27 protein-coding genes are annotated in these 24,907 nt (G+C 65.5%); 14 read left to right on the top strand and 13 right to left on the bottom strand.

Annotated elements, in window-relative coordinates; all coding sequences use genetic code 11:
- From D2V17_RS00435 to D2V17_RS00425, 3 genes are all read right to left on the bottom strand, one after another.
- Positions 1-349 (bottom strand): ATP-binding cassette domain-containing protein (locus D2V17_RS00435; RefSeq protein ID WP_147367140.1); only part of this gene is annotated, 349 nt, incomplete at its 3' end.
- Positions 340-1,305: a FecCD family ABC transporter permease gene (locus D2V17_RS00430; RefSeq protein WP_119591175.1), complete on the bottom strand. Its 966-nt coding sequence runs from the start codon at positions 1,303-1,305 to the stop codon at positions 340-342. The genes D2V17_RS00430 and D2V17_RS00435, both read right to left, overlap by 10 nt.
- Positions 1,302-2,126, bottom strand: coding sequence for an ABC transporter substrate-binding protein (locus tag D2V17_RS00425; protein ID WP_245978384.1), 825 nt, complete (start codon positions 2,124-2,126; stop codon positions 1,302-1,304). The genes D2V17_RS00430 and D2V17_RS00425 overlap by 4 nt, the downstream gene beginning before the upstream one ends.
- A gap of 319 nt (positions 2,127-2,445) precedes the next feature.
- Between D2V17_RS00425 and D2V17_RS00420 the strand changes: the two genes are divergently transcribed.
- The 14 genes from D2V17_RS00420 (at position 2,446) to D2V17_RS00355 (ending at position 17,320) form a co-directional block, all read left to right on the top strand.
- A complete protein-coding gene (locus D2V17_RS00420) occupies positions 2,446-3,606 on the top strand; it encodes a cell wall hydrolase (protein WP_245978383.1) in 1,161 nt (386 codons plus the stop codon).
- 158 nt (positions 3,607-3,764) lie between these two features.
- Complete coding sequence (locus tag D2V17_RS00415) at positions 3,765-4,082, top strand: hypothetical protein (protein WP_245978381.1); 318 nt, start codon at positions 3,765-3,767, stop codon at positions 4,080-4,082.
- 97 nt (positions 4,083-4,179) lie between these two features.
- On the top strand, positions 4,180-6,114 hold the full coding sequence (locus tag D2V17_RS00410) for a putative bifunctional diguanylate cyclase/phosphodiesterase (RefSeq protein WP_147367137.1): 1,935 nt from the start codon (positions 4,180-4,182) through the stop codon (positions 6,112-6,114).
- Between the two features lie 212 nt (positions 6,115-6,326).
- Positions 6,327-7,289: a malate dehydrogenase gene (mdh, locus tag D2V17_RS00405; RefSeq protein WP_119591172.1), complete on the top strand. Its 963-nt coding sequence runs from the start codon at positions 6,327-6,329 to the stop codon at positions 7,287-7,289.
- A 6-nt stretch (positions 7,290-7,295) separates the two neighbouring features.
- Entirely contained in the window at positions 7,296-7,589 is a 294-nt protein-coding gene (locus tag D2V17_RS00400; RefSeq protein ID WP_119591171.1) for a hypothetical protein, read from the top strand.
- Positions 7,589-8,479, top strand: coding sequence for a succinate--CoA ligase subunit alpha (gene sucD, locus D2V17_RS00395; protein WP_119591170.1), 891 nt, complete (start codon positions 7,589-7,591; stop codon positions 8,477-8,479). Before D2V17_RS00400 ends, sucD begins: the two co-directional genes overlap by 1 nt.
- Before the next feature lie 53 nt (positions 8,480-8,532).
- Positions 8,533-11,373: a 2-oxoglutarate dehydrogenase E1 component gene (locus tag D2V17_RS00390; RefSeq protein ID WP_119591169.1), complete on the top strand. Its 2,841-nt coding sequence runs from the start codon at positions 8,533-8,535 to the stop codon at positions 11,371-11,373.
- 18 nt (positions 11,374-11,391) lie between these two features.
- Entirely contained in the window at positions 11,392-12,642 is a 1,251-nt protein-coding gene (odhB, locus tag D2V17_RS00385; RefSeq protein WP_119591168.1) for a 2-oxoglutarate dehydrogenase complex dihydrolipoyllysine-residue succinyltransferase, read from the top strand.
- A gap of 113 nt (positions 12,643-12,755) precedes the next feature.
- Positions 12,756-14,153, top strand: coding sequence for a dihydrolipoyl dehydrogenase (lpdA, locus tag D2V17_RS00380; RefSeq protein WP_119591167.1), 1,398 nt, complete (start codon positions 12,756-12,758; stop codon positions 14,151-14,153).
- Positions 14,154-14,157: 4 nt separating this feature from the next.
- Positions 14,158-14,979 carry a hypothetical protein gene (locus tag D2V17_RS00375; RefSeq protein WP_119591166.1) on the top strand — a complete coding sequence of 274 codons (822 nt, stop codon included), beginning with the start codon at positions 14,158-14,160 and terminating at the stop codon, positions 14,977-14,979.
- Positions 14,976-15,542 carry a DUF924 family protein gene (locus tag D2V17_RS00370; RefSeq protein ID WP_119591165.1) on the top strand — a complete coding sequence of 189 codons (567 nt, stop codon included), beginning with the start codon at positions 14,976-14,978 and terminating at the stop codon, positions 15,540-15,542. The genes D2V17_RS00375 and D2V17_RS00370 overlap by 4 nt, the downstream gene beginning before the upstream one ends.
- A gap of 1 nt (position 15,543) precedes the next feature.
- Positions 15,544-15,966 carry a VOC family protein gene (locus D2V17_RS00365; RefSeq protein WP_245978379.1) on the top strand — a complete coding sequence of 141 codons (423 nt, stop codon included), beginning with the start codon at positions 15,544-15,546 and terminating at the stop codon, positions 15,964-15,966.
- A gap of 23 nt (positions 15,967-15,989) precedes the next feature.
- Positions 15,990-16,700 carry a PepSY domain-containing protein gene (locus D2V17_RS00360; protein ID WP_119591163.1) on the top strand — a complete coding sequence of 237 codons (711 nt, stop codon included), beginning with the start codon at positions 15,990-15,992 and terminating at the stop codon, positions 16,698-16,700.
- A complete protein-coding gene (locus D2V17_RS00355; RefSeq protein WP_119591162.1) occupies positions 16,697-17,320 on the top strand; it encodes a trimeric intracellular cation channel family protein in 624 nt (207 codons plus the stop codon). Before D2V17_RS00360 ends, D2V17_RS00355 begins: the two co-directional genes overlap by 4 nt.
- Here the strand turns inward: D2V17_RS00355 and D2V17_RS00350 are convergent, their stop codons facing one another.
- The 10 genes from D2V17_RS00350 to rpmD form a co-directional block, all read right to left on the bottom strand.
- Positions 17,321-18,142, bottom strand: a complete 822-nt coding sequence (locus tag D2V17_RS00350; RefSeq protein WP_119591161.1) for a hypothetical protein — start codon at positions 18,140-18,142, stop codon at positions 17,321-17,323.
- 94 nt (positions 18,143-18,236) lie between these two features.
- Positions 18,237-18,785 (bottom strand): hypothetical protein, encoded by a 549-nt coding sequence (locus D2V17_RS00345; protein WP_119591160.1) that lies wholly within the window; start codon positions 18,783-18,785, stop codon positions 18,237-18,239.
- Positions 18,786-18,993: 208 nt separating this feature from the next.
- Positions 18,994-19,413 carry a 50S ribosomal protein L17 gene (gene rplQ / locus D2V17_RS00340; RefSeq protein WP_119591159.1) on the bottom strand — a complete coding sequence of 140 codons (420 nt, stop codon included), beginning with the start codon at positions 19,411-19,413 and terminating at the stop codon, positions 18,994-18,996.
- Between the two features lie 231 nt (positions 19,414-19,644).
- Positions 19,645-20,700 (bottom strand): DNA-directed RNA polymerase subunit alpha, encoded by a 1,056-nt coding sequence (locus tag D2V17_RS00335; protein WP_119591158.1) that lies wholly within the window; start codon positions 20,698-20,700, stop codon positions 19,645-19,647.
- A 116-nt stretch (positions 20,701-20,816) separates the two neighbouring features.
- Positions 20,817-21,206: a 30S ribosomal protein S11 gene (rpsK, locus tag D2V17_RS00330; RefSeq protein ID WP_119591157.1), complete on the bottom strand. Its 390-nt coding sequence runs from the start codon at positions 21,204-21,206 to the stop codon at positions 20,817-20,819.
- Positions 21,207-21,261: 55 nt separating this feature from the next.
- Positions 21,262-21,630: a 30S ribosomal protein S13 gene (gene rpsM / locus D2V17_RS00325; protein WP_119591156.1), complete on the bottom strand. Its 369-nt coding sequence runs from the start codon at positions 21,628-21,630 to the stop codon at positions 21,262-21,264.
- Positions 21,631-21,938: 308 nt separating this feature from the next.
- Positions 21,939-22,586 carry an adenylate kinase gene (locus D2V17_RS00320; protein ID WP_119591155.1) on the bottom strand — a complete coding sequence of 216 codons (648 nt, stop codon included), beginning with the start codon at positions 22,584-22,586 and terminating at the stop codon, positions 21,939-21,941.
- A gap of 49 nt (positions 22,587-22,635) precedes the next feature.
- Positions 22,636-24,000, bottom strand: coding sequence for a preprotein translocase subunit SecY (gene secY, locus D2V17_RS00315; protein WP_119591154.1), 1,365 nt, complete (start codon positions 23,998-24,000; stop codon positions 22,636-22,638).
- Between the two features lie 109 nt (positions 24,001-24,109).
- Positions 24,110-24,634, bottom strand: a complete 525-nt coding sequence (gene rplO / locus D2V17_RS00310) for a 50S ribosomal protein L15 (protein WP_119591153.1) — start codon at positions 24,632-24,634, stop codon at positions 24,110-24,112.
- 92 nt (positions 24,635-24,726) lie between these two features.
- Positions 24,727-24,906, bottom strand: coding sequence for a 50S ribosomal protein L30 (gene rpmD / locus D2V17_RS00305; RefSeq protein WP_119591152.1), 180 nt, complete (start codon positions 24,904-24,906; stop codon positions 24,727-24,729).
- Position 24,907 lies beyond the last annotated feature (1 nt).

Genomic DNA, 24,907 nt, shown 5'->3' with positions numbered 1-24,907 from the left:
CGATGGCGGCCTTACCGTCCGGGCGCTCGCTGTCGCCCTGCGGCAGGCGGCCCAGCGCAACGAGGCGCGCCACCGCCATGTCCCAGGCGATTTCCCCGCTCTGCGGCAGGAAACCGATGCCTCGTGCGCGCTCGCGCGGGGGCATCGCACGCAGCGGCTCCCCGTCGAGGAACACCCCGCCCAGCTCGGGCATCTCGATACCGGACAGCGCGGTAAGCAGGGTCGATTTGCCGGCCCCGTTCGGCCCGCAGATCGCCACCAGCTCGCCGGAGGTGAGTGTGAGCGACACCCGCGACAGGGCCTCGTGTTCTCCGCGCGCCACGGTCACGACGCGTGCGATTAGCTCCATGGCGATGCTCCGCGCCGCATCTTCAGCAGCAGGTGAAGGAAGAACGGCGCGCCCAGCAGGTTGAGCGCAATGCCAAGCTGCAACTCGCTGACCAGCGGCAGCAGACGGCAGGCGATGTCGGCCAGCAGCACCAGCAGCGCACCCGCCAGCGTGCTCGGCAGGATCAGCGAAGAGGGGGCACGATCGGTGAACGGGCGCACCAGATGCGGCACGATCAGGCCGACGAAGCCGATCACACCCGCCACGGCGACGCCGCTGCCCACGGTGAGCGCCACGCCCATGATGATCAGCCAGCGCAGCGCCTGCGGGTCGATCCCGAGCGAGCGCGCCGCCGCCTCGCCCAGCGTCAGCGCATCGAGCGCGCGGCCAGCGCCATAGAGCAGGCCCACGCCCACCAGCGTCAACGGGGCGGCGATGGCCACGTCGTGCCAGCTGCGATCGGTCAGCGCGCCCATCAGCCAGGTCACGATGCCCGCCAGCGCGAAGGGATTGGGCGCGAGGCTGATCACCAGCGCGGTGAGCGCGCCGGCAATGCTCGCGATCATCACGCCCGACAGGGTGAACAGGGCCACCCCGGTGCTGCGCCCCGCGAGCAGCGACAACAGCGCCATCGCTCCCCCGGCCCCGAGCAGCGCCGCCACGGGCACCGCCAGCACACCGAGATTGCCGCCCCCACTGAACAGCGCGAGCGTGCCGCCCAGCGCCGCCGCAGGTGCGATGCCGAACAGGCCGGGGTCGGCCAGCGGGTTGCGCAGGTATCCCTGCATCGCCGCCCCCGCCGCGCCCAGCCCCGCCCCGATCACCAGCGCGAGCACACTGCGCGGCAGCCGCAGCTCGGCCAGAATGACATAGGCGTTGGGCACCGAGGCCGGATCGACCCACACGCGCCCGGCCAACAGCGATGCCGCCAGCGTCAGTGCGATGGCCACCAGCAAGCCCGAGACCAGCCGCGTCACGAGAACCCCTCCCGGATCTCACGCAACCGGGCGAGCGCACGCGGGATCGTCGGCCCGGCACAATAGAGCAGGCGCTGGTCGAACTGCGCCCGCGCGGTGTCCGCCAGCACTTCAAGCGCGGGATGGTGCAAGGCCCGCGCCGAGCCCGCCGTCAGGATCAGCTCCGGCGGATCGGCCAGCACCTGTTCGAGCGGCAGCACCTGCCCCTGCCCCAATCCGCGCGCCGCCGAGTGCAGCGTGAAGCCGGAATGCGAGAGCAGAGCGGCGACCAGGCTATCCGGGCCCGGAACGATGCCGTTTTCCTGCCACATCAGCGCGCTGACCGGAGCCTGTTGCTCCGCGCCATCCTGCCGCCACGCCGCAGAGATTGCCTCGGCCAGCGCGTCGCCATCCTCGCTGCGGCGCGCGAGATCGGCCAGTGCGCGCACCTGGCTCAGGCTGTCGTCCACCGTTTGCGGAATATCGAGATTGAAGACCGCAATCCCGGCCTGTTCGAGCGCGTGCCGCGTCGGCGCGGGCAGGAAGCGGTCGGCCACCACGAGATCGGGCGCAAGTGCGAGTATCTCTTCGACGCGGCCCGAGGTGCTGCGATAGCGGGCCGCCTGTGCGGCAGGCATCGAGCTTTGGGCGGGGTTCTTGCTGAAGTGCGAGATGGCCAGCAACTGGTCGGGCGGCGTGAATTCGGCAAGGATCGCATCGCTGCAGGGATTGAGGCTGACAATGGTCGGCCTGCCATCCGCACGCTGGCGGACGGGCGCCGTGCCGCAGGCGGCAAGCAGCAGCACAAGCAAGGCTGCGGACGATAGTCGACGCTTTATCACGAAAATCCAGCCGCCTTGCGCAATGCGCCGTCTCCGCGCGACGGTCTCTCGACCCTCGCACCACCCCCCGGTGACACGACCGGATGCCCCATGCACCCGGACTGCACCCTCGAAAAAACTCTGCGACCGATAACCAGTAGCGCCCAACCCCCCGGTCATAACCCGCGCCGCTAGCAACGCTACCCAGTGACGGCAATTGGGAATTGCGACGCACTCGCGAAATATCCGGGAATTCACCGCCGCCTGCCGCGATGTCCCGAATGGGGACAGCTTGCGTGTCATCAATGTCCTGGCAAGCATTTGCGCCTAATTGGCCACCATGCGCGCCAGTTGCATTCTCCCTGACGAGTCGATTCCCGACTTTCGCGACCGCATCACGCGCAGCCGCGCGGCGCGCTCGCTTGCCGCGGGCGGCGAAGGCAAGCGCTCCATGCGCAAGTTCGGCGTGCTGGCGGCGGCCGCCGCCGTGCCCGCGCTGGCCATGCCGGGTGGCTTGCAGGGGCTGACCATGCCCTCGGCCAGTGCCGCCACCACTGCCGTGGTGCCGATGGGGTTCGAAACGCCGGGCGAAAGCTTCCCCGGCTCAGCCTTCTACTATCTCGAAGACGCGCCGCAGGCGGTGGCCGCCGATCTCACCGCCGCGCCCACGGGCGCAGCGCTGCCCGATGCACAGAACGGCGGCGGTTCCTTCATCGCCGGCCCTGCCGCGCGTTCGCTGCGGGTGGCCGGCTCGCTGACCGATCAGGCCCGCGCCCAGCAATGCATGACGCAGGCCATCTACTACGAAGCCGCCAGCGAATCCGATGCAGGCCAGCGGGCCGTGGCGCAGGTGGTGCTGAACCGGCTGGCCCACCCCGCCTACCCCTCGACCGTCTGCGGCGTGGTGTTCCAGGGCTCGGAGCGCAGCACCGGCTGCCAGTTCACCTTCACCTGCGACGGCTCGCTCGCGCGGCAGCCGTCGGCCTTCATGTGGGGCCGCGCCAGCCGCATCGCGCGGCAGGCACTGGCGGGCGCGGTCTATGCGCCGGTGGGTCTGGCCACGCACTATCACACGCTGGCGGTCCATCCCTACTGGGCGAACAGCCTCGATCAGGTGGCGGTGATCGGCGCGCATCAGTTCTATCGCTGGCGCGGCGCGGCGGGGACCAGCCCGGCCTTTACCGGGCGTTATCTCGGCGGCGAGCCGGCTCCCGGTCGCGCAGCCGCGCTGATGGCTGAAGCCGACGCCGGCCCCGCTCCCGATCCGGCCAGCCCGCTGGCGCTGGGCGAACCTGCACTCCAGAGCAGCGCAACCGTTGCCAGCCACGCCCTCAGCACAGGCACGCCGTCGGCGCCCGAAACTCCGGCAGCGGAGGCACCGTCCCCCGTCCCCGGTGCGGTTCCAGCGGCGGCACGCGGTTCGCGTTTGCCCGGCGGCGGAGCGATTCGGGCCGAATATGCCCGCAGCGGCAGTTGGCGCACCGAACCCGGCAAGGATTGACCTGCCGGCCTTCCCGACCGGCGCTCCAGCAGTTTGCGCAATCAGGGCAAAGAATGCGTTTACCATGCGCGGCAACGCGGAATTAGGCTAACATAAGTAGCTTTCTTGGGATTGTCCGACAGCGGCAATGCAACACCAGACGAGAGAGCCAGCCCGCCATGTCCATCCGCCTTGCTGCCCCGAGGTTTTTGCGCAAGCGGCTCACCGCTTCGCAAGTCCTGCGTCTGCAACGTGAGGCCGCCAACGACAATCGCCTCCGCAATACCGAAGCCGATGCGGCGATCCGCCGGGCGCTGGAATTGTTCGGGCGCCATGGCCTGGGGGCGGCACAGGTGGCCCATCAGGCGGCTGAACGCGCTGCCATGCACGGCGATGCGGAAGGGTTTGCATCCTGGCACGAGGTCTGCGCCAATCTCGACCGGCGGCTGGCGCACGATCTTGCGCGGTTCGCCCCGCAAACGGTCGCACCGGCCTGAGACTGCCCTGAGATTGCATCGTCAACACTACGCAGGGATACTTTAAGGTTTCTAAAGATAGCGGGGGTGTAACGCACAAGTCTCTTCGGAGGGTATCTTGGCAAGCACGGTTGAACACCCCACGCCCGAAGGCGTAACGCGACCGCGAGTGGAGCGGCGCTATTACGACGGCCACGACGTGCCGCCGACGGGGCTGGTGCTGGCCTGCTCTGCCAACTTCCTCATCATCTGGTCCTGCGCGCTGCTGAGCGGCTCACGCTTGCTGTTTGCATTGGCGCTGTTCATGTCGCTGGTGCTGGCGGGGCGGCTGATCACCTCGCTGCTCTATACGACGAGCAACAGCTCCACCTCCCGCGAGCGCCTGTCGCCGTTCGTGATGGTGCCGGAAGCGGTGCTGTCTGCATGCATCGGCCTGTTCGGTGCATTCGCGCTGGTTCTGCAGATTGACGGCGAGTTGCAGACGCTCGCGCTCGTCTATGCGCTGACCTATGCCACGGCGATGACGGTTCGCTGCGCCGACCAGCCGATCTGTGCGCGTATTCACATGGGTCTGGTCGCAGTGCCGACCGTCGCCGCCTCGCTATATGTGGGATCGCCAGCCTCGCTGGTGCTGGCGCTCGTGGTTCCCGGTCTCGCCATGACGATGGATACCTTGACCCAGACCATTTACGGCCACCTCTGCAGCATCGCGCGGATCTCGCAGGAGCGCAAGGCGGTCAGCGAGCAGTACCACTTCCTCGCCCTGCACGACGGGCTGACCGGGCTGCTCAATCGTGACGGCTTTCATATCTCGATCGAAGACATGCTCACGCTGCGCGGCCCCGGCCAGCGCATTGCCTTGTTGTGGTTCGACCTGCACCACCTGCGCGACATCAACGAAAGCCAGGGCTATGCGGCGGGAGACCGGCTGCTCTGCGAAATGGCCCGCCGGATGCGCGCCTGCACGCCCGACGATGCCGTGCTGGCGCGGTTCGGCAGCGACGAGTTCCTGCTCGCGGTGCCGGTCGCCTCACGTCGCCATGCCGAACGACTGGTCAACAAGGTGAGCAGCCATCTCAACCGGCCCTTGCGGCTCGACTATGCGATGGTGGAAGCGGGCACGGCAATCGGCGCAGCGATACTGGGCGAGGATTCGGCGACGATATCGCACCTGATGCAGTCGGCCAATATCGCGCTGATGCAGGCCAAGGAGCAGAACAGCCGCACCTGCTTTTACGCACCCGAGATGGGCCAGCAACGCGCCGAGCGCAAGGAAATGGAGCGCGATCTGCGCGCCGCGCTCGCGCGGGAGGAACTGGAGGTGCATTTCCAGCCGCTGATCGATCTCGACAGCGGAAAGATATGCAGCTTCGAGGCGCTGGTGCGCTGGACCCATCCGCAGAAGGGCGAAATCTCGCCCGAGGTGTTCATTCCGCTGGCCGAGGAAACCGGCCAGATCATCACGCTCGGCAACTGGGTTACGGCTCAGGCCGCCCGCGCCGCTGCGACATGGCCCGATCACATCATGCTGGCGGTGAACCTGTCGCCAACCCAGATGCGCGCACCGGGCGCGGCGCTGGGCATCCTGCATGCGCTGCGTGTGGCCGGCCTGCCCCCGCGTCGGCTGGTGATCGAAGTGACCGAGAGCGTGTTTCTCGAAGACTGCGTCCACGCGCGCCATTTCATGGACGACCTGACCCGCGCGCAGGTCCATTTCGCGCTCGACGACTTCGGCACCGGCTATTCGTCATTGAGCTATCTGCACCGCTATCACTTCGACAAGATCAAGATCGACCGCAGCTTCGTGTGCGGCCCGCAGGTCGGCCCGCACAGCGATGCGATCATTCGTGCCGTGGCGGGCATGGGACGCAAGCTGGGGATGGAGATCGTCGCCGAAGGCATCGAGACAGCCGAACAGGCGCACAGTCTGCGGAGCGCGGGTTGCACGCTCGGTCAGGGGTTCTACTTCAGTCGGGCGGTAACGGCGCCGGAAGCGCAGAAGCTGCTTGATCAGGAAGAAGGCAAGCAGGGCAAACTCCTCCTTGCGCAATAGCCGCAGCGCCCCGACAGCCGACCTGACGACCATCCTCTTGATACTGCGAACTGTTTGCAAAGATAAGGCAATTTCAGGCCGTTTTCGCTGTTGCAATAGGCTTTTGCGGGGCCTACGGCTCCTTGCGTGAAAGGCATTGCCCGGCCGGGCGCAGGGCAATGCGGTGACGATCCGGATAGCGCCCTTCGACAGGCAAAGGACGAAGACACCTGATGGCCCGCAAGAAAATCGCCCTCATCGGCGCCGGCATGATCGGCGGCACCCTCGCTCACCTCGCAGCGAAGAAGGAAATGGGCGACATCGTCCTGTTCGACATCGCCGAAGGCATGCCGCAGGGCAAGGCGCTCGATCTGAGCCAGTGCGGCCCGGTCGAAGGCTTCGACGCCTCGATCACCGGCACCAACGACTATGCCGACATTGCCGGGGCCGACGTGATCATCGTCACCGCCGGTGTGCCGCGCAAGCCCGGCATGAGCCGCGACGACCTGCTCGGCATCAACCTTTCGGTGATGAAGGCCGTGGGCGAAGGCATCAAGGCCCACGCTCCTGACGCATTCGTGATCTGCATCACCAACCCGCTCGACGCGATGGTCTGGGCGCTGCGCGAATTCTCCGGCCTGCCCGCCAACAAGGTGGTCGGCATGGCTGGCGTGCTCGACTCGGCGCGCTTCGCGACCTTCCTCGCCTGGGAATTCGGCGTCTCGGTGAAGGACGTGAACGCCTTCGTGCTCGGCGGCCACGGCGACACCATGGTGCCGGTGCTGTCCTATTCCACCATTTCGGGCATTCCGGTGCACGACCTCGCCAAGATCAAGGGCGTGGACGCCTCGCGGCTTGACGACATCGTGGCCCGCACCCGTTCGGGCGGCGGCGAAATCGTCGGCCTGCTGAAGACCGGCTCGGCCTACTATGCGCCCGCCACCAGCGCGATCGCGATGGCCGAAGCCTATCTCGGCGACCAGAAGCGCATCCTGCCCTGTGCGGCTTACGTTGAAGGCAAGTATGGCGTTGACGGGCTTTATGTCGGCGTTCCGGCCGTGATCGGTGCCAATGGCATCGAGGACGTGGTCGAGATCGAACTGTCGGACGAAGAAAAGGCCAACCTCAAGGTTTCGGTCGACGCGGTCGAGGAACTGCTGGTGGCCTGCAAGGGACTTGAGCCTTCGCTGGCTTAACAATGCATGACGCTTCTCCTCCTTCTTTTGGCGATAGGCTGGATGGCCCTGCATTGGTGGCTCGGTCGCAGAGGCTATCGCCGAACACTGGGAGCGCTCTCGATACTCGACGCAGTTCTTTTCGTTTTGCTGTGGGTGCACCTTCATAATGACGCAGCAAGCAACCCCTCCAACGGAATGGGACGCGGTCTCGCGTTTTTCGGCGGTGTCCTTTTCCTCGCCTTGCCAGCGCTTGTCGGGGCAGGAGCGTTCTGGAAATTCCGCCGGGTAACCGCAGAACACAAACAGGAATTTGATTAATGTCCATCCTCGTAAACAAAGACACCAAGGTCATCACGCAAGGGATGACCGGCAACACCGGCACCTTCCACACCCAGCAGGCGCTGGACTACGGCACGCAGATGGTCGCGGGTGTGACCCCCGGCAAGGGCGGCACCACCCACCTCGGCCTGCCCAACTTCGACACCGTGAAGGAAGCCAAGGCCGAAACCGGAGCGACCGCTTCGGTCATCTACGTCCCGCCGCCATTCGCCGCCGACTCGATCCTTGAAGCCATCGAGGCCGAGATCGAGCTGATCGTCGCCATCACCGAGGGCGTTCCCGTGCTCGACATGGTGCGCGTGAAGCGCGCGCTGCAGGGTTCGAAGTCGCGCCTGATCGGGCCGAACTGCCCCGGCGTGCTCACCCCCGGCGAGTGCAAGATCGGCATCATGCCCGGCTCGATCTTCTCGAAGGGCTCGGTCGGCGTCGTCAGCCGCTCGGGCACGCTCACCTACGAAGCCGTGCACCAGACCACCGCGGTCGGCCTCGGCCAGACCACGGCTGTCGGCATCGGCGGCGATCCGGTCAACGGCACCAACTTCATCGACGTGCTCGACCTGTTCCTGTCGGACGACGAGACCAAGTCGATCATCATGATCGGCGAAATCGGCGGCTCGGCTGAAGAAGAAGCCGCCGAGTTCATCAAGCAGGAAGCGGCCAAGGGCCGTTCCAAGCCGATGGTCGGCTTCATCGCCGGGCGCACCGCCCCTCCGGGCCGCCGCATGGGCCACGCGGGCGCGATCGTCTCGGGCGGCCAGGGCGGCGCCGAAGACAAGATCGCCGCGATGGAAAGCGCCGGCATCCGGGTCAGCCCCTCGCCCTCGCTGCTGGGCGAGACCCTCGATGCCCTGCTGAAGGAACTCGCCTGAGTTCTGCCCGTAAGGGTAATGGTTGACGTAAGAGTTGAGTGAAGGTCCCTGCCATGGGTGATGAGCCGTTGAATTTGCTTCCCGAGATGCCCGATCAGGGCGGGGCCCAGGCAGGGCCGAGCTGGGCCAATCCGCGCTGGCCGCTGACCGACGACGGCAGCGACCTTACCGCCGGTCTCGACCCGACGGCGATGAAGCTGTCGGTCGAGAAGGCGGCCAAGAGCGCGGGCAAGCCGGCCGATGCCAGGAGCATCGAGGCGGCGGCCAACGATTCGATTCAGGCGATGATGCTGATCCGGCATTATCGTGTGCGCGGACATATGGCCGCCACGCTCGACCCGCTCGGCCTGACCCACCGCGACAAGGAAGAAGAGCTGTCGCTCGCCGCCCATGGCTTTGCCGGGCGCGAGGATCAGGAAGTCTATGTCGGCGGCGCGTTCGGGTTCGAATGGGTCAAGGTCGGCGAGCTGTATAAGGCCCTGCGCAAGACCTATTGCGGCAATGTCGGCCTCGAATACATGCACATCGCCGACACCGAGGAGCGGCGCTTCCTGCAAGAGCGGTTCGAAAGCCCCGAGGATACGATCCAGTTCACCCCCGAGGGCAAGAAGGCGATCCTTCAGGCGGTGATCCGCGGCGAGGAATACGAGAAGTATCTCGGCAAGAAATACGTCGGCACCAAGCGCTTCGGCCTCGATGGCGGCGAGGCGATGATCCCGGCGCTGGAGGCCGTGATCAAGTATGGCGGCTCCACCGGCGTGCGCGAGATCATTTACGGGATGGCTCATCGCGGCCGCCTCAACGTGCTCGCGAATGTGATGGCCAAGCCCTACAAGGTCATCTTCCACGAGTTCTCGGGCGGCAGCGCCAACCCCGACGATGTCGGCGGCTCGGGCGACGTGAAGTATCACCTCGGCACCAGCACCGACCGCGAGTTCGACGGCATCAAGGTCCACATGAGCCTCGTGCCCAACCCCTCGCACCTCGAAACGGTCGACCCGGTGGTGCTCGGCAAGACGCGCGCGCAGCAGGCGATCCACGACGATCTCGGCGTGCACCAGAAGGTGCTGCCGGTGCTGATCCACGGCGACGCGGCCTTCGCCGGCCAAGGCGTGGTGTGGGAGTGCTTCGGCCTGTCGGGTGTGCGCGGTTATGACACCGGCGGCTGCATCCACTTCGTGATCAACAACCAGATCGGCTTCACCACCAGCCCCAAGTTCGCGCGCAACTCGCCCTATCCGAGCGATGTGGCCAAGGGCGTGCAGGCCCCGATCCTGCACGTGAACGGCGACGATCCCGAGGCCGTGACCTTCGCCTGCAAGCTGGCCGTGGAATACCGCCAGACCTTCAAGCGCGATATCGTGATCGACATGTGGTGCTATCGCCGCTTCGGCCACAACGAGGGTGACGAGCCGATGTTCACCCAGCCACTGATGTACTCCGCCATCAAGGCGCACCCGCGCGTGTCGGAAGTCTATTCCGAGCGGCTGCTGGCCGAGGGCGTGATCGAAGCGGGCACCGCGCCTGCCATGCGCGAGGACTTCACCAGGCAGCTCGATGAAGAGTTCGAGGCCGGGCAGAGCTACAAGCCCAACGAGGCCGACTGGTTCGCCGGTCGCTGGAGCGGCCTGCACAAGCCCGCCGACCCCGAACACGCGCGTCGCAACATCGACACCGCGATCGACAAGAAACTGTTCGACCATCTCGGCCGCACACTCACCACCGTCCCCGAGGATGTGACCATCCACAAGACGTTGCAGCGCGTGATCGATGCCAAGCGCGAGATGTTCGAAACCGGCGAAGGGTTCGACTGGGCCACCGCCGAGGCGCTCGCCTTCGGCAGCCTCGTCACCGAAGGCTTCGGGGTGCGTCTGTCGGGGCAGGATTCCGGCCGCGGCACCTTCAGCCAGCGCCACGCGATCTGGATCGACCAGAAGACCGAGGCCAAGTACGTTCCGCTGTCGAAGCTGCCGCACGGCAAGTTCGAGGTCTACGATTCGACGCTCAGCGAATATGGCGTGCTCGGGTTCGAATATGGCTTTGCCATGGCCGACCCCAAGACGCTGGTGCTGTGGGAAGCGCAGTTCGGCGACTTCGCCAACGGCGCGCAAATCATCATCGACCAGTATATCGCCGCCGCCGAGGCCAAGTGGCTGCGCGCCAACGGCCTCGTGCTGCTGCTGCCGCACGGGTTCGAGGGGCAAGGGCCGGAGCATAGCTCCGCGCGGCTCGAACGCTTCCTGCAGCTGTGCGCGAACGACAATATCCAGGTCTGCAACATCACCAGCCCGGCGAACTACTTCCACGTGCTGCGCCGGCAGATGCTGCGTCCGTTCCGCAAGCCGCTGGTGATCATGACGCCGAAGTCGCTGCTGCGCCACCCGATGGCCAAGAGCGACGAGGACAAGTTCACCGGCGAGGGGCACTTCATGCGCATCCTCTCCGACAAGAAGCAGGTCGACGACAAGAAGGTGCGCCGCCTCGTGCTGTGCTCGGGCAAGGTCGCCTACGACCTCATGGCCAAGCGCGACGAAGAGGGCGTCGACGACGTGTCGATCCTGCGCATCGAGCAGCTCTATCCCTTCCCCGGCGAACCGCTCGCCACCCGAATGCAGCGCATGACGGGGCTCGAAGAGGTGGTCTGGTGTCAGGAAGAGCCGAAGAACAACGGTTCGTGGTTCTTCGTCGAGAGCAAGATCGAAGATGCGCTGATCGCCGCCGGGCATAAGGGCATGCGCCCGAGCTATGCCGGGCGCGAAGTGGCCGCTTCGCCCGCCACCGGCTTTGCCAAGCGCCATCAGGCGCAGCAGGAAGCGCTGGTGTCGGTCGCCCTGGGACTTTCCACGCGCGGCAAGACCGCAGCAGAATACGCCGAAAAGCGCGGCGCCAACTAGGCTGAGAGACAAGAGATCATGACCATCGAAGTCAAAGTGCCCGTGCTGGGCGAAAGCGTCACCGAAGCAACCGTGGGTGAATGGCTGAAGCAGCCCGGCGATGCCGTGGCGCAGGACGAGCCGATCGCCAGCCTCGAGACCGACAAGGTCGCCATCGAAGTGCCCTCGCCCGTCGCGGGCGTGATGGGCGAGCACGTGGTCGCCGTGGGCGATACGGTGGAAGTGGGCGCGGTGATCGCGACCGTTTCCGAAGGCGGCAGCGGTGCGGCTCCTTCGCCCTCGCCTGCCCCCGCTCCGGCGGCAAAGGCTGAGGAAGCCCCCGCCGCCAAGGCGAGCGAGCGCGAGATGGAAGCCCTGCCCGACGGCTCGCCGACGATGTCGCCCGCCGTGCGCCGCGCGGTGCTCGAAGCGGGTGTCGATCCGACCACGATCAAGGGCACCGGCAAGGACGGTCGCCTGACCAAGGAAGACGTGCTGGCCGCGGCCCAGTCGAAGAAGGATGGGGCCAAGTCGGGCGGCGCTGCGCCTGCTCCGGCTGCTTCCACTCCGGCCCCCGCCGCGAGTGGCGAGCGCAAGGAAGAGCGCGTGAAGATGACGCGCCTCAGGCAGACCATCGCCAAGCGCCTGAAGAGCGCGCAGGACACCGCCGCGCTGCTCACCACCTTCAACGACGTCGACATGACGGCGGTGATCGAGGCGCGCGAGAAGTACAAGGACGTCTTCGCCAAGAAACACGGCGTGAAGCTCGGCTTCATGAGCTTCTTCTCGAAGGCCTCGGTGCTGGCTCTCAAAACCTTCCCGAGCGTGAACGCGCAGATCGACGGCGATGAGATCGTTTACTTCGACTATGTCGATATCTCGGTGGCGGTTTCGGCGCCCAACGGCCTCGTGGTGCCGGTGGTGCGCGATGTCGACCAGCTGAGCTTCGCCGGAATCGAGAAGGCCATCGCCGACTATGGCGCCAAGGCCAAGGACGGCACCCTGACCATGGACGAGATGAAGGGCGGCACCTTCACCATCTCCAACGGCGGTGTGTTCGGCGGCCTGATGAGCACCCCGATCATCAACCCGCCGCAGTCCGCCGTGCTCGGCCTGCACCGGATCGAGGACCGCCCGGTCGTGCGGGGCGGCGAGATCGTGATCCGCCCGATGATGTACATCGCGCTCTCCTACGATCACCGCATCATCGACGGCCGCGAGGCAGTCACCGCGCTGAAGACGATCAAGGAAGCGATCGAGGATCCGACCCGGCTGCTGATCGACTTGTAATACCACCTTGCCCCCGTTCGGGCTGAGCTTGTCGAAGCCCTGCCCTTGCAACGGGAGCAGCAAGACCGAAGTAAGAGCAATCCTTCGACAAGCTCAGGATGAGCGGAGTATTTATGGCAGACTACGATTTCGACGTCATTGTGATCGGTGCCGGCCCCGGCGGCTATGTGGCGGCGATCCGCGCCGCGCAGCTGGGCCTCAAGGTCGCCTGCGTCGAAAGCCGCGCCACGCTCGGCGGCACCTGCCTCAACGTCGGCTGCATTCCCTCCAAGGCGATGCTCCACGCGTCCGAATACTTCGACGCCGCCGCCAATGGCGCGATGGCGAAGATGGGCGTCGAGGTGACCCCCAAGCTCAATCTCGAAGCCATGCACGGCCAGCGCCGCGACGCGGTGAAGCAGCTCACCGGCGGGATCGAGATGCTGTTCAGGAAGAACAAGGTGACCTGGCTGAAGGGCCACGCCAAGTTCACCGGCGAACACACCGTCGAGGTCGAGGGCGAGAGCCACTCGGCCAGGGAAATCGTGATCGCCACCGGCTCTTCCGTCACCCCCCTGCCCGGCGTCGAGATCGACAACGACAAGGGCGTGGTGGTCGATAGCACCGGCGCGCTTGATCTGCCTGCTGTCCCCAAGACAATGGTCGTCATCGGCGGCGGCGTGATCGGGCTCGAGCTGGGCTCGGTCTGGCGGCGTCTGGGCGCCGAGGTCACCGTGGTCGAATTCCTCGACCAGCTGCTGCCCGGCATGGACGCCGATGTGCGCAAGGAAGCGGGCAAGATCTTCAAGAAGCAGGGCATGACGCTCAAGCTCTCGACCAAGGTTACCGGGGTCGAGGTCAAGGGCAAGAGCGCCAGGGTCACCGTCGAGCCCGCCGCTGGCGGCGAGTCCGAGGTGCTGGAAGCCGATTGCGTGCTCGTCTCGATCGGGCGGCGCCCGAACACCGAGGGGCTGAACCTCGAAGCCATCGGCCTTGAGACCAACCAGCGCGGCCAGATCGAGGTCGACGGCCAGTTCCGCACCAAGGTCAAGGGCGTGCGCGCGATTGGCGACGTGGTCCCCGGCCCGATGCTCGCGCACAAAGCCGAGGACGAAGGCATTGCCGTGGCCGAGTGGATCGCGGGCCAGATCGGCATCGTCAATCACAACCTCATTCCCGGCGTCGTCTACACCATGCCCGAGTTTGCAGGCGTGGGCCTGACCGAGGAGGCCGCGAAGGAGCGCGGCGCGATCAAGGTCGGCAAGTTCCCGATGCTCGCCAACAGCCGCGCCAAGACCAACCACGAGCCCGACGGCTTCGTGAAGGTCATCGCCGATGCCGAGACCGACGAGGTTCTGGGCGTCTGGTGCATCGCCTCGGTGGCGGGCACCATGATCGCGCAGGCGACGCAGGCGATGGAATTCGGCGCTTTGAGCGAAGACATCGCCTATACCTGCCATGCTCACCCGACGCATTCCGAGGCGATCAAGGAAGCCGCCATGGCAGTCCGCGGCAAGCCGATCCACATGTGAGGCGATGAGCAGGGTGCGCGAGCCTGTCACGGCACGACTCCCCGCCCTGCTCGCGCTCGCGCTGCCGGTTCTTGCCGGGCTCGCCTATATGGCGAGCTTTGGCGCATCCAGTGCCTACCTCGCGATCACAACCGCTGCGCTGGTCGTTGCGCTGGCGCTGGTCGCGGCAGTTCCGCAAGGGCTGACTGCTGCGAAAACGCGGCGGATCGCCGCCATCGTCTGCGCGGCGCTGTTGCTGGTGCCGCTCGTCACCGGCCCGCATATGAACGGCATCGCCCGCTGGCTTCCGCTGGGCCCGGTGACGCTCAACAGCGGGCTGCTCGTCCTGCCCCTGCTCGCGCGGCTGTCGGCGCAGGATCAGGACTACGGCCACTGGATGCTCGCCGCAGCGCTTTTGGCCGCGCTGCTGCAACCCGATGCCGCCGCCACCTTTGCCGTCACTATCGCGGCGGTCGGGCTGCATCACGTGACCAAGGACTGGCGCGCGGGCGTCGTCGCGATCCTCGGCTTTGGCGCGACCATCTATGCCGGTCTAAATGGCGAACTGCCTCCCGTCCCCTTTGTCGAGCGGGTGCTGGTGCAGGCGGCAGGCGACAGCGGGCCTTTTGCCCTGCTGCTGTTTGTTGCGCTGATGACCTCCTTCATGCTGATGCTGTTTGCCGGCCCCGGAACGCGGGCGGAGCGGTTTGCGCTCGCGGGATCGCTGTTCGGTTTCGCGGTCATGGCGGCGGTGAACAATTATCCCACCCCGCTGATCGGCTATGGTGCCGCCCCGATCATCGGCTATGCCGTGGCGCTTGCATGGCCAGAAGGAGCCCGCCGATGACGATCTCACCGCTCGACCCCACCCGCGCCGCAGATGAAGTGCTCGGCTTCTGGCTAGGGAAGGTTCCGGCCGACAAGCGCTTCGCGCAGGATGACGCCATCGACGTGACAATCGCGCAGCGCTTCGGCCCGCTTCATACCGAGCTGGCCGAGGGCGTTCCGCCCGCCTGGCGGGAGACCGCGCACACCACGCTCGCCGCCATCGTCGTGCTCGATCAGTTCAGCCGCAACATGTTCCGCGACGATCCGCGCGCCTTTGCCCAGGACGACGCGGCGCTGGCGCTGGCCCGCGAGGCGCTGGTTAAAGGCTTCGATGCCGGGATGACCGGCGAGGAAAAGATGTTCCTCTACATGCCGTTCATGCACTCCGAACAGCTTGCCGATGTCGAACGCTCGATCACGCTGATGCACGCAGCAGAGCTTGCCGAGGGCGAAGAGTTTGCCCGCCGCCATGCCGAAACAATCGCCCGCTTCGGCCGCTATCCGGCGCGCAATGCGGCGCTTGGCCGGGCAACGACTGCGGAAGAATATGCATTTCTCGCCGAACATCCGATGGGGTTCTGACGTGCCCGAACTCTCCCCCTTCCACCTCGCCTTTCCCGTGCATGACCTTGCGACAGCGCGCGCGTTCTGGGGCGGCGTGATGGGCTGCCCCGAAGGGCGCAGCAGCGACCACTGGGTCGATTTCGATTTCTTCGGCCACCAGATCGTCGCTCATCTGACGCAGCAGCGATCCGATGCGCACGAAAACCCGGTCGACGGGCACGGCGTGCCCGTGCCGCATTTCGGCATCGTGCTGAGCATGGCAGAGTGGCAGGACCTGGCCGACCGGCTCACTGCCGCCGGAACCGCGTTCAAGATCGCGCCCTATATCCGCTTCAAGGGCCAGCCCGGCGAGCAGGCGACCATGTTCTTCACCGACCCATCGGGCAATGCCATCGAGATGAAGGCCTTTGCCGACCGGTCAAAACTGTTCGCCACAAGCTAGGCCTTTCGTGTAGGCGCGCGGCCATGGCCCGTCGTAACCTCATGCTGAAATTCGCGCGCTGGCATATCTGGCTTGGCTGGCTGGTGGGCGTGCCGATCCTGATGTGGTGCATCAGCGGGCTAGTGATGACGCTTTACCCCATCGAGGAGGTACGCGGCGAAAACCTGCTCGCCGCGGCCCCGCTGATCGAGCCGCATGGTCTGGTCTTCCCCGCCGACAGCCTCAACACGGCCCGCGCCATTTCGCTGGTCGAGCAGGTCGACGGCCCGGCCTGGCTCGTCACCGAGGCCGATGGCGGGCGCTACCGCTATTCCGCGCGCACCGGCGAGGTGCTGCCGCCGCTGATCGAAAGCGAAGCACGGCGCATGGCCGAAGCCGCCTATACCGGCGACGGCAAGCTCGAAAGCGTGACCTATTTCCCCGCCGACGTTGCGCCGATGGACCTGCGCGCGCCGTTCGACGCCTGGCAGGCCCATTTCTCCGACGGCACCAATATCTACCTGCGCTCCAGCACCGGCGAGATCGTCGCCGTGCGCACGGGCTGGTGGCGCTTCTATGACTTTATGTGGGGCCTGCACATCATGGACCTCGAAACGCGCGAGAACACTTCGCACCCGGTGTTGACCCTGTTCGCCGCGCTGGCCGTAATCGGCGCGCTGCTCGGCTGTGTGCTGATGTTCCGCCGCCGCAAGGCCGGACCGCGTTCCGGATCACGTTCCGGGGTGCGGACATGATCGAACCTCTGCTTCCGCTGCTGACGCTGAGCGGCATCGCCGTGTTCGCACTGTCGGGCGCGCTGCTGGCCATGCAGCTTAACCAGACCTTCGTCACCGCCAGTTTCTTCGCCCTGCTCACCGGGGTCGGCGGCGGGACGATCCGCGATGTGATGCTCGATGCGCCGGTGTTCTGGCTCAATGATCCGCTGGTCGCGCCGGTAATCCTGCTGGCCGCGCTGGTGGCCTGGGTCACCCCGGTGCGCTGGTGGGAGGGGCAGTTGCTCGAATGGGCCGACGCCGCAGGGCTGGCTGCTTTCTCGACGCTGGGCGCCGGCAAGGCGCTTGCCTACGGGGTCGAGCCGGTGCCCGCGATGATCCTCGGCGTGGTCACGGGCTGTGCCGGCGGCATGCTGCGCGACATGGTCGCAGGGGTGCCCTCGATCATGATGCGGCCCGATCTCTACGTGACCCCCTCGGCACTGGCTGCGGTGACCGCTGCCACGCTGATGCTGTGCGGGGTGGACGAGACGCTGTCGTTGCTGGCGGGATCGGTGGTCGGCTTCGGACTGCGCGGCGCGGCGCTGATCTGGAACCTGAAACTGCCCGCCTACTCGCGCACCAGCAAGCCCGACGCCTGATCAGCCGCGCATACCGCTGCCATAGCCCTCGTCCCCCGGTAGCGGGCCGCCGGGGTAGGCAGGCATGGGGCCGCTGGTGAGATCGCCATCGATCTCGCCGCTCGCCGCATAGCCACGGTCGGCTCCGGCATAGCGGGTGGCCGCGCGGGCACGGGCATAGGCATCGTCGCTCAGCTGGCCGCTGGCCTCGGCCGATGTGTAGGCGCCGCCATTGCCGCCGCCATTGCCATAGTCGGCATAGCCGTCGCCGAAGTCGAGCGAGCGCAGGCGGCCGTCGTTGTCGATCCAGCAGCGCCAGTCCTCGCCGCCCGTCATCCGGCCCGACACGCGCCAGCCATCGGCTCCGCGCGCGGCGTTGTCCACGCTGTCGACCCGCGTCGAGCCGCGCTCGACCTGCGCGACGCATATGTCGACGGCGCGGTCCATCCCGCTATCGGAATTGTAGCCGGAATTGCGGTCGTTGCGGCGATAGTCGGCCTGGGCCGGGGCGCGGCGCGGATAGCGCTCGTCATACCGTTCGCGCGACTTGTTGCGGCCCGAAGTGGCGATGGCGGCAATCGCGCCGAGCACCAGGACGCCCGCAATCACGTCACCCGCGCCGACCCCGCGATCACGATCACGGTAGCGGCGGTGGCGATCATAGCGGTCGTAGCGATCATAGCGGTCGTAGCGATCGTAACCCCATCCCTGCGCCTCCATCTGTCTCGCCACCGCCACCTGCGGGGCCAGCGTTCCCGATGCGGGCAATTCCAGCGCGCTTGCAGGCGTGGCCGCCATGGCCAGCACGGCAAGCGAGGTAACGGCAGCAGACAGACGGATCATGCGGGAAACTCCTTCAGGAGGCTATCTAAGGGAAGCTAGGCGGCTCAGACTGTCGTCAGCCTGAACCGCCCTGCCCCGCCCCTTGGGCACCAGATTACAGGCCCCGAATGCCGCGGAAGTCGATATCGACTACCCGGCCATCGCGCACCCGGCAGGTGAAGCGGCCTTCGTCCCAGCGGTCGTTGCGACCGCGATAGCCGGCGCGGTCCCAGCCACGCCCACGATAGTCGTCGCGCACGGCGATCCGGCCCTTGACCTCGAACCCGCGACGGTTGCGGTCGATGTCGCGAATGTCGGTCACTTCGGCGCGGCTGCCGCTCCAGCGCCGGGCCTGACGCTCGGCGGCGCGCACGCACTGGTTGATCGCCCGGTCCGCCCCGCGCTGGTAGTCGTTCCAGCCCCGGCGGTCGTCGTAGCGATAATCGCGGTCGCGGTTGTTGCGCGAGGAGGCAAGCACGGCGGCAAGCCCGCCCAGCACAGCGACACCGGCGATGATCTCGCCGGTCGAGAGGCCGCCCCGGTCACGGTCGTTGTGACGGTAGCGGTCCTGCGCGGCGGCGGGGCTGGCCGCAGCCACGGCCATCGCGCCTGCCGCGACAGTCGCAATGGTGCCTCTGGCGAGAGCTTTGGAAATGGCGGTCATCTGGCGTCTCCTGAGTTCGGTGAGGCCGTCGGGCCTCCGATACCCAGGGTCTAGCCAAGCCGCCGTGAGACGGGACTGAACTCGCGCGTTAGCTGACGTTCAGCTTGGATGGCATTTGCATGAACATATCGACAGCCAACAAAATGAAAGGGGCCGGTGCATCGCTGCCCCGGCCCCTTCACATGTCTGTCGCTGAGACGACGAGCGCTTACGCGTCTTCGTATTCGTCTTCGGTCAGCACCGGGCCGGAATCCTGGCCCTTGGCGTCGACGTCGCGATCAACCAGCTCGATGTAAGCAATCGGAGCGGCGTCGCTCGCGCGGTAGCCGGCCTTGATGATGCGGGTGTAGCCGCCTTCGCGGCCCGCGTAACGCTCGGCCAGAACCTCGAACAGCTTCTTTTCCTGCGCGTCGTCCATCATGCGGGCGTGGGCCAGACGACGGTTCGACAGGCCACCCTTCTTCGCGAGGGTGATCAGCTTCTCGACGTAGGGACGCAGTTCCTTGGCCTTCGCCTGGGTGGTGAGGATCTGCTCGTGCTTGACCAGAGCCGCCGCCATGTTGCGGAACATCGCGGTGCGGTGCTGCGACTTGCGGCTGAGTTTACGGCCAGAAATACCGTGACGCATTGTATCTTCCTTCAGTTCGTAGGGGGCCCGTGTGAGGTAGCCCGATCCAGGCCTGACGGGTGGCCCAACCCTTTCTCCCCTGCAGGGGAGAGAAACGAGACTTGGCAACTTGTTGCCTAGTCGCAGTTGAGAGGGGATTGCGACGGTCGCAGACCCCTCTCCAACTTCGCCTGGCGAGCAAGCTCGCAAGGCTTCGTATCCTCTCCCCTTGAGGGGAGAGGGCTTTAGGTATTAGCCCAAAAGCTCCTGTTCGAGCTTCTTGGCCATTTCCTCGATGTTCTCGGGCGGCCAGCCAGGGATGTCCATGCCGAGGCGCAGACCCATGCTGGAGAGCACTTCCTTGATCTCGTTGAGCGACTTGCGGCCGAAGTTCGGCGTGCGCAGCATCTCGGCTTCGGTCTTCTGGACCAGATCGCCGATGTAAATGATGTTGTCGTTCTTGAGGCAGTTGGCCGAACGCACCGATAGCTCCAGTTCGTCGACCTTCTTGAGCAGGTAACGGTTGAGCTGGTTGGTGTCGCTTTCCTGCGGCTCGGCAGCAACGCCGATCATCGACGACTGCGGCTGCGGAATGCCATCCTCGAAGTGGACGAACAGCGTGAGCTGGTCCTGCAGGATGCGCGCAGCATAGGCCACAGCATCTTCCGGGGTCACGGTGCCATCGGTCTCGACGGTCAGCGAAAGCTTGTCGTAGTCCAGCTCCTGACCGACGCGGGCGTTCTCGACCTTGTAGCTGACCTGCTTGATCGGCGAATAGAGCGAGTCGACCGGGATCAGGCCGATCGGCGCATCGACCGGACGGTTCGACACGGCGGGGACATAGCCCTTGCCCGTATCGGCGGTCAGCTCCATGTTGAGCGTCGCACCTTCGTCGAGGTGGCAGATCACCAGATCCTTGTTCATCACCTCGATGTCGCCGGTAACGGCGATGTCACCGGCGGTGACTTCGGCCGGGCCGGTAACCGAAAGCTGCAGCCGCTTGGGGCCTTCGCCTTCCATCTTCAGTGCGATCTGCTTCACGTTCAGGACGATGTCGGTGACATCCTCGCGCACACCGGCGAGGCTCGAGAATTCGTGCAGCACGTTCTCGATCTTGATCGAGGTGATGGCGGCACCCTGAAGGCTGGCAAGCAGAACGCGGCGCAGGGCGTTGCCCAGCGTGAGACCATAGCCGCGCTCGAGCGGCTCAGCGACGAAGGTGGCCTTGCGCTTCTTGTCGCCGCCTTCCTTGATCTCGAGGGTGTTGGGCTTCTTCAGCTCCTGCCAGTTCTTCATGTTGACGGACATGGACTTCCCCTAAAGGTTCGTATTGGCGGCAAAGGCCGCGGTCGCTTGGGAGCGCCGCGGCCGATGCGAAAAAGTGTGTTGTGGCAGGAGGGCCCTGCCACCGGGCACAAGTTCGATCAGACGCGACGACGCTTGGACGGCCGAACCCCGTTGTGCGGGATCGGAGTCACGTCGCGGATCGAAGTGATCGTGAAGCCCACAGCCTGCAAGGCACGCAGCGCGCTCTCGCGGCCCGAGCCGGGACCCTTGATCTCCACCTCGAGGGTGCGCACACCATGCTCGGCAGCTTTCTTGCCGGCATCGTCAGCAGCAACCTGCGCGGCATAGGGAGTCGACTTGCGGCTGCCCTTGAAGCCCATCATGCCGGCGCTCGACCAGCTGATCGCATTGCCCTGCGCATCGGTGATGGTGATCATCGTGTTGTTGAAGCTGGCGTTGACGTGGGCAACACCGCTCGAAATGTTCTTCTTATCGCGCCGCCGAATGCGGTTGGGTTCGCGTGCCATTGTTCTGTTTCCTCGTATTGGGAAAGAAGGGAAAAGCGAGAGCTAAGCGCTCTGCTTACTTCTTCTTGCCGGCGATCGGCTTGGCCTTGCCCTTGCGGGTGCGGGCATTGGTGTGCGTGCGCTGGCCGCGAACGGGCAGGCCGTTACGGTGGCGCAGGCCGCGATAGCAGCGCAGGTCCATCAGGCGCTTGATGTTCATCGCGGTGTCGCGACGAAGATCGCCTTCCACGGTGTATTCAGCGTCGATGGTTTCGCGGATCTGCAGGACTTCGGCGTCCGACAGGTCCTGCACGCGGCGGGCGGGATCAATGCCGAGCTTTTCAGCGATCGCCTTGGCCGAGGTCGGGCCAATGCCGTGAATGTAGGTGAGCGCAATGATAACGCGCTTGTTGGTGGGGATGTTCACCCCTGCAATACGAGCCACTTACTTCTCCATGCTCCACAGGGGTTGGACCGATGCCAAGGCCGCGGTGCCCCTATCTCATAGCTGCAACTATCGCCTGTTCGACACGACACGGATCGCAAATGGACCACCCTGATGGGCGCCCGTCCCGAAACCGATCATTTCGAATGAGACGAATGGACCGCGCAGATAGGGCGATTCGCCCATAAGGTCAACAGCAGATGACGGACCACCGGAATGTTCCGGGCCCGCCCGGCGCTATGCGCCCTATCCGCACGGTATATAGCCTAAGCGCGGGCCTGCGTCAAAACAGACCGCACATCGCCAGCCTAGCCGGCGAGAACCTGCTCGATCGCCGCGCTGACCACGTCGATGTCGGCCATGCCGTCGATCCGCGTCACGATCCCGCGCGCGTCATAGATCGGCAGGATCGGCGCGGTCTTGGCGCGATACTCGGTCATGCGGGTGCGCACCGTTTCCTCGTTGTCGTCGGGACGACGCTTGAACTCGGTGCTGCCGCACTTGTCGCACACGCCCGCAACCTCAGGCTGCTTGAACACGTCGTGATAGCCCTCGCCGCAGTTGGCGCAGGTGAAACGCCCGGTGATGCGCTCAACCAGCGCATCCTCGTTCACCTCAAGCTCGATCACGTGACGCAGCTGACGGTTGTGCCTGGCCAGCAGCGCATCGAGCGATTCGGCCTGCGCGGCAGTGCGCGGGTAGCCGTCGAAGATCGCGCCGGTCTGCGCGTCCATCGACGCGAGTTCCTCGTCGATCAGCGCCGAGACGATGGCGTCGGACACCAGTTCGCCGCGGTCCATGACAGCCTTGGCCTCAAGCCCGACCGGCGTTTGCGCTTTCACGGCTGCACGCAGCATGTCGCCGGTGGAGAGCTGGCGCATGCCATGCTTCGCCACCAGACGCGCCGCCTGAGTGCCCTTGCCCGCGCCCGGAGGCCCCAAAAGAATAATGTTCATGAAAGCCCCCTCTTATAGCCGGAGCAACTCCACGCCCGAGTCCGCAGACTCAGCGCAGGCGGCCCTTCAATTTGGCTTTCTTGATAAGGTCACCATACTGATGCGCAAGCAGGTGTGATTGAATCTGGCTGATCGTATCCACGGTCACGTTCACGACAATGAGCAGCGACGTACCGCCAAGGAACAGCGGAATGCCCGTCTGCGCGATGCCCCATTCGGGAACGACACAGACCACGGTCAGATAGATCGCACCGACAACGGTGATGCGGGTCAGCACATAGTCGAGATAGTCGGCGGTGCGCTTGCCCGGGCGAATGCCGGGAATGAAGCCGCCGTTCTTCTTCAGGTTCTCCGCCGTATCCTCGGGGTTGAACACCACAGCCGTGTAGAAGAAGCAGAAGAACACGATGCCGATCGCATAGAGCGTCATATAGAGCGGCTGACCGTGGGCCAGATACTGGTTGAGGCTCTGCACGAAACCGCCGAACTTGCTGCTCGGATCGATCGAGTTGCCCGCGAACTGGGTGATCGTCAGCGGCAGCAGCAGCAGCGAGCTGGCGAAAATCGGCGGGATCACACCGGCGGTGTTGAGCTTCAGCGGCAGGTGTGAACGGTCGGCCTGCATGCCCCCGCGTTCGGTCGCGCGCTTGGGATACTGGATCAGCAACCGGCGCTGGGCGCGCTCGAAGAAGCAGATGCCGAGAATCAGCACCACAACCATGACCAGGAAGCCCCCGATCACCACCGGGCTGATTGCACCGGTGCGGCCGCCTTCGAGCAGGTTCGAGGTGAAGGTCGGGAACTGGGCCACGATGCCGGCCATAATGATCAGCGAAACACCGTTGCCGATGCCGCGCGAGGTGATCTGCTCACCCAGCCACAGCAGGAACATGGTGCCGCCAACGAGGTTGATCACGGCCACGATGCGGAAGGTGATGCCCGGATCGACCACCGCCTGCAGGCCCGACTGCGCGCCGTAGGCCTCAAGACCAGAGGCAAGGAACCAGCCCTGCACCGCGCACAGGAACACCGTGCCATAACGGGTATACTGGTTGAGCTTCTTGCGCCCGGCCTCGCCTTCCTTCTTCAGCGCCATCAGCGACGGGTGAAGTGACGCTGCCAGCTGCACCACGATCGAGGCCGTGATGTAGGGCATCACGCCAAGCGCGATGAGGCTCATGCGCTCAAGCGAACCGCCCGAAAAGGTGTTGAACAGATCGAGGATGCCGCCGCGAGTCTGATCGTAGAGCGTTTCGAGGATCTGCGGGTTCACACCCGGCAGCGGCACGAAGCTCATGAAGCGGAACACGATCAGCGCACCGATGGTGAACCAGATGCGCTGCTTGAGCTCGGTGGCCTTGCCGAAGTTGGCGAAGCTCAGCGATGAGGCGATATTGTCGGCGCGTGATGCCATCGGATCTGTCTTTTGACTTCCTGACTATGCGGCCCACCCCCTGGCGAGCCCGGCAGGGTAGATAGGGGCGCGCAGGCTCTTTGTCGAACCCGCGCGCCCCTTTATACGGTTATTGTGCGCGCGCAGCCTTGTTGGCGGCAGCGCGGGCAGCCTTCTTCTCGTGCTCGGGAGCACCGCGGTCGATCACTTCGACCGAGCCACCAACCTTCTCGACCGCGGCAACCGCGCCCTTCGAGGCACCGGCGACCTTGAAGGTCAGCTTGGCAGTGATCTCGCCCTTGCCGAGCAGACGCACGCCGTCCTTGCCACCGCGCGCAACGCCAGCGGCCTTCAGGGTGGCGTGATCGATGGTCGCCTTGGCGTCGAGCTTGCCGTTATCGACCAGCGCCTGGATCTGGCCGAGGTTCACCTCAGCGTAGTCCTTGCCGAACGGGTTGTTGAAGCCGCGCTTCGGGATCCGCATGTGCAGCGGCATCTGGCCGCCTTCGAAGCCCTTGATCGCCACGCCCGAGCGGCTCTTCTGACCCTTCTGGCCACGGCCCGAGGTCTTGCCCTTGCCCGAGCCGATGCCACGGCCCACGCGGATGCGGCCCTTGCGGGCACCATCGTTGTCACGGATGTCGGTAAGTTTCATATCTTGCACTCGCTTTCGCTTTGTTCGCGCCAAAAGAAAGGTGGCCCGGTACGCGCCCGGGCCACCATTTGTCAATTACTGCCTTGAAATCGTCAGTCTTCGACGATCTGCACCATGTGCGGCAGCTTGCGGATCGCACCGCGCACTTCGGGGGTGTCCTCGCGTTCCACCACCTTGTGCATCTTGTTCAGCCCGAGGCCGATCAGGATCTTGCGCTGGCTTTCCGGACGACGGATCGGCGAACCGATCTGCTTGATCTTGATAGTCGCCATC

The sequence above is a fragment of the Aurantiacibacter xanthus genome (assembly GCF_003584015.1).
Taxonomy (GTDB): Bacteria; Pseudomonadota; Alphaproteobacteria; order Sphingomonadales; family Sphingomonadaceae; genus Alteraurantiacibacter; species Alteraurantiacibacter xanthus.
Note: the sequence above shows the minus strand (reverse complement) of the source record. Positions and strands in the feature narration are given on the sequence as shown.

Coding starts and splice junctions, on each gene's coding strand:
- D2V17_RS00420 (WP_245978383.1), top strand. CDS start 2,446: ATGCGCGCCAGTTGCATTCTCCCTGACGAGTCGATTCCCGACTTTCGC.
- D2V17_RS00335 (WP_119591158.1), bottom strand. CDS start 20,700: ATGTCCGTCAACATGAAGAACTGGCAGGAGCTGAAGAAGCCCAACACC.
- rpmD (WP_119591152.1), bottom strand. CDS start 24,906: ATGGCGACTATCAAGATCAAGCAGATCGGTTCGCCGATCCGTCGTCCG.
- rpsK (WP_119591157.1), bottom strand. CDS start 21,206: ATGGCACGCGAACCCAACCGCATTCGGCGGCGCGATAAGAAGAACATT.
- rplO (WP_119591153.1), bottom strand. CDS start 24,634: ATGAAACTTACCGACATCCGTGACAACGATGGTGCCCGCAAGGGCCGC.
- D2V17_RS00360 (WP_119591163.1), top strand. CDS start 15,990: ATGGCCCGTCGTAACCTCATGCTGAAATTCGCGCGCTGGCATATCTGG.
- D2V17_RS00390 (WP_119591169.1), top strand. CDS start 8,533: ATGGGTGATGAGCCGTTGAATTTGCTTCCCGAGATGCCCGATCAGGGC.
- lpdA (WP_119591167.1), top strand. CDS start 12,756: ATGGCAGACTACGATTTCGACGTCATTGTGATCGGTGCCGGCCCCGGC.
- D2V17_RS00320 (WP_119591155.1), bottom strand. CDS start 22,586: ATGAACATTATTCTTTTGGGGCCTCCGGGCGCGGGCAAGGGCACTCAG.
- sucD (WP_119591170.1), top strand. CDS start 7,589: ATGTCCATCCTCGTAAACAAAGACACCAAGGTCATCACGCAAGGGATG.
- odhB (WP_119591168.1), top strand. CDS start 11,392: ATGACCATCGAAGTCAAAGTGCCCGTGCTGGGCGAAAGCGTCACCGAA.
- rplQ (WP_119591159.1), bottom strand. CDS start 19,413: ATGCGTCACGGTATTTCTGGCCGTAAACTCAGCCGCAAGTCGCAGCAC.
- D2V17_RS00345 (WP_119591160.1), bottom strand. CDS start 18,785: ATGACCGCCATTTCCAAAGCTCTCGCCAGAGGCACCATTGCGACTGTC.
- D2V17_RS00375 (WP_119591166.1), top strand. CDS start 14,158: ATGAGCAGGGTGCGCGAGCCTGTCACGGCACGACTCCCCGCCCTGCTC.
- D2V17_RS00400 (WP_119591171.1), top strand. CDS start 7,296: ATGACGCTTCTCCTCCTTCTTTTGGCGATAGGCTGGATGGCCCTGCAT.
- secY (WP_119591154.1), bottom strand. CDS start 24,000: ATGGCATCACGCGCCGACAATATCGCCTCATCGCTGAGCTTCGCCAAC.
- D2V17_RS00350 (WP_119591161.1), bottom strand. CDS start 18,142: ATGATCCGTCTGTCTGCTGCCGTTACCTCGCTTGCCGTGCTGGCCATG.
- D2V17_RS00370 (WP_119591165.1), top strand. CDS start 14,976: ATGACGATCTCACCGCTCGACCCCACCCGCGCCGCAGATGAAGTGCTC.
- D2V17_RS00355 (WP_119591162.1), top strand. CDS start 16,697: ATGATCGAACCTCTGCTTCCGCTGCTGACGCTGAGCGGCATCGCCGTG.
- D2V17_RS00415 (WP_245978381.1), top strand. CDS start 3,765: ATGTCCATCCGCCTTGCTGCCCCGAGGTTTTTGCGCAAGCGGCTCACC.
- mdh (WP_119591172.1), top strand. CDS start 6,327: ATGGCCCGCAAGAAAATCGCCCTCATCGGCGCCGGCATGATCGGCGGC.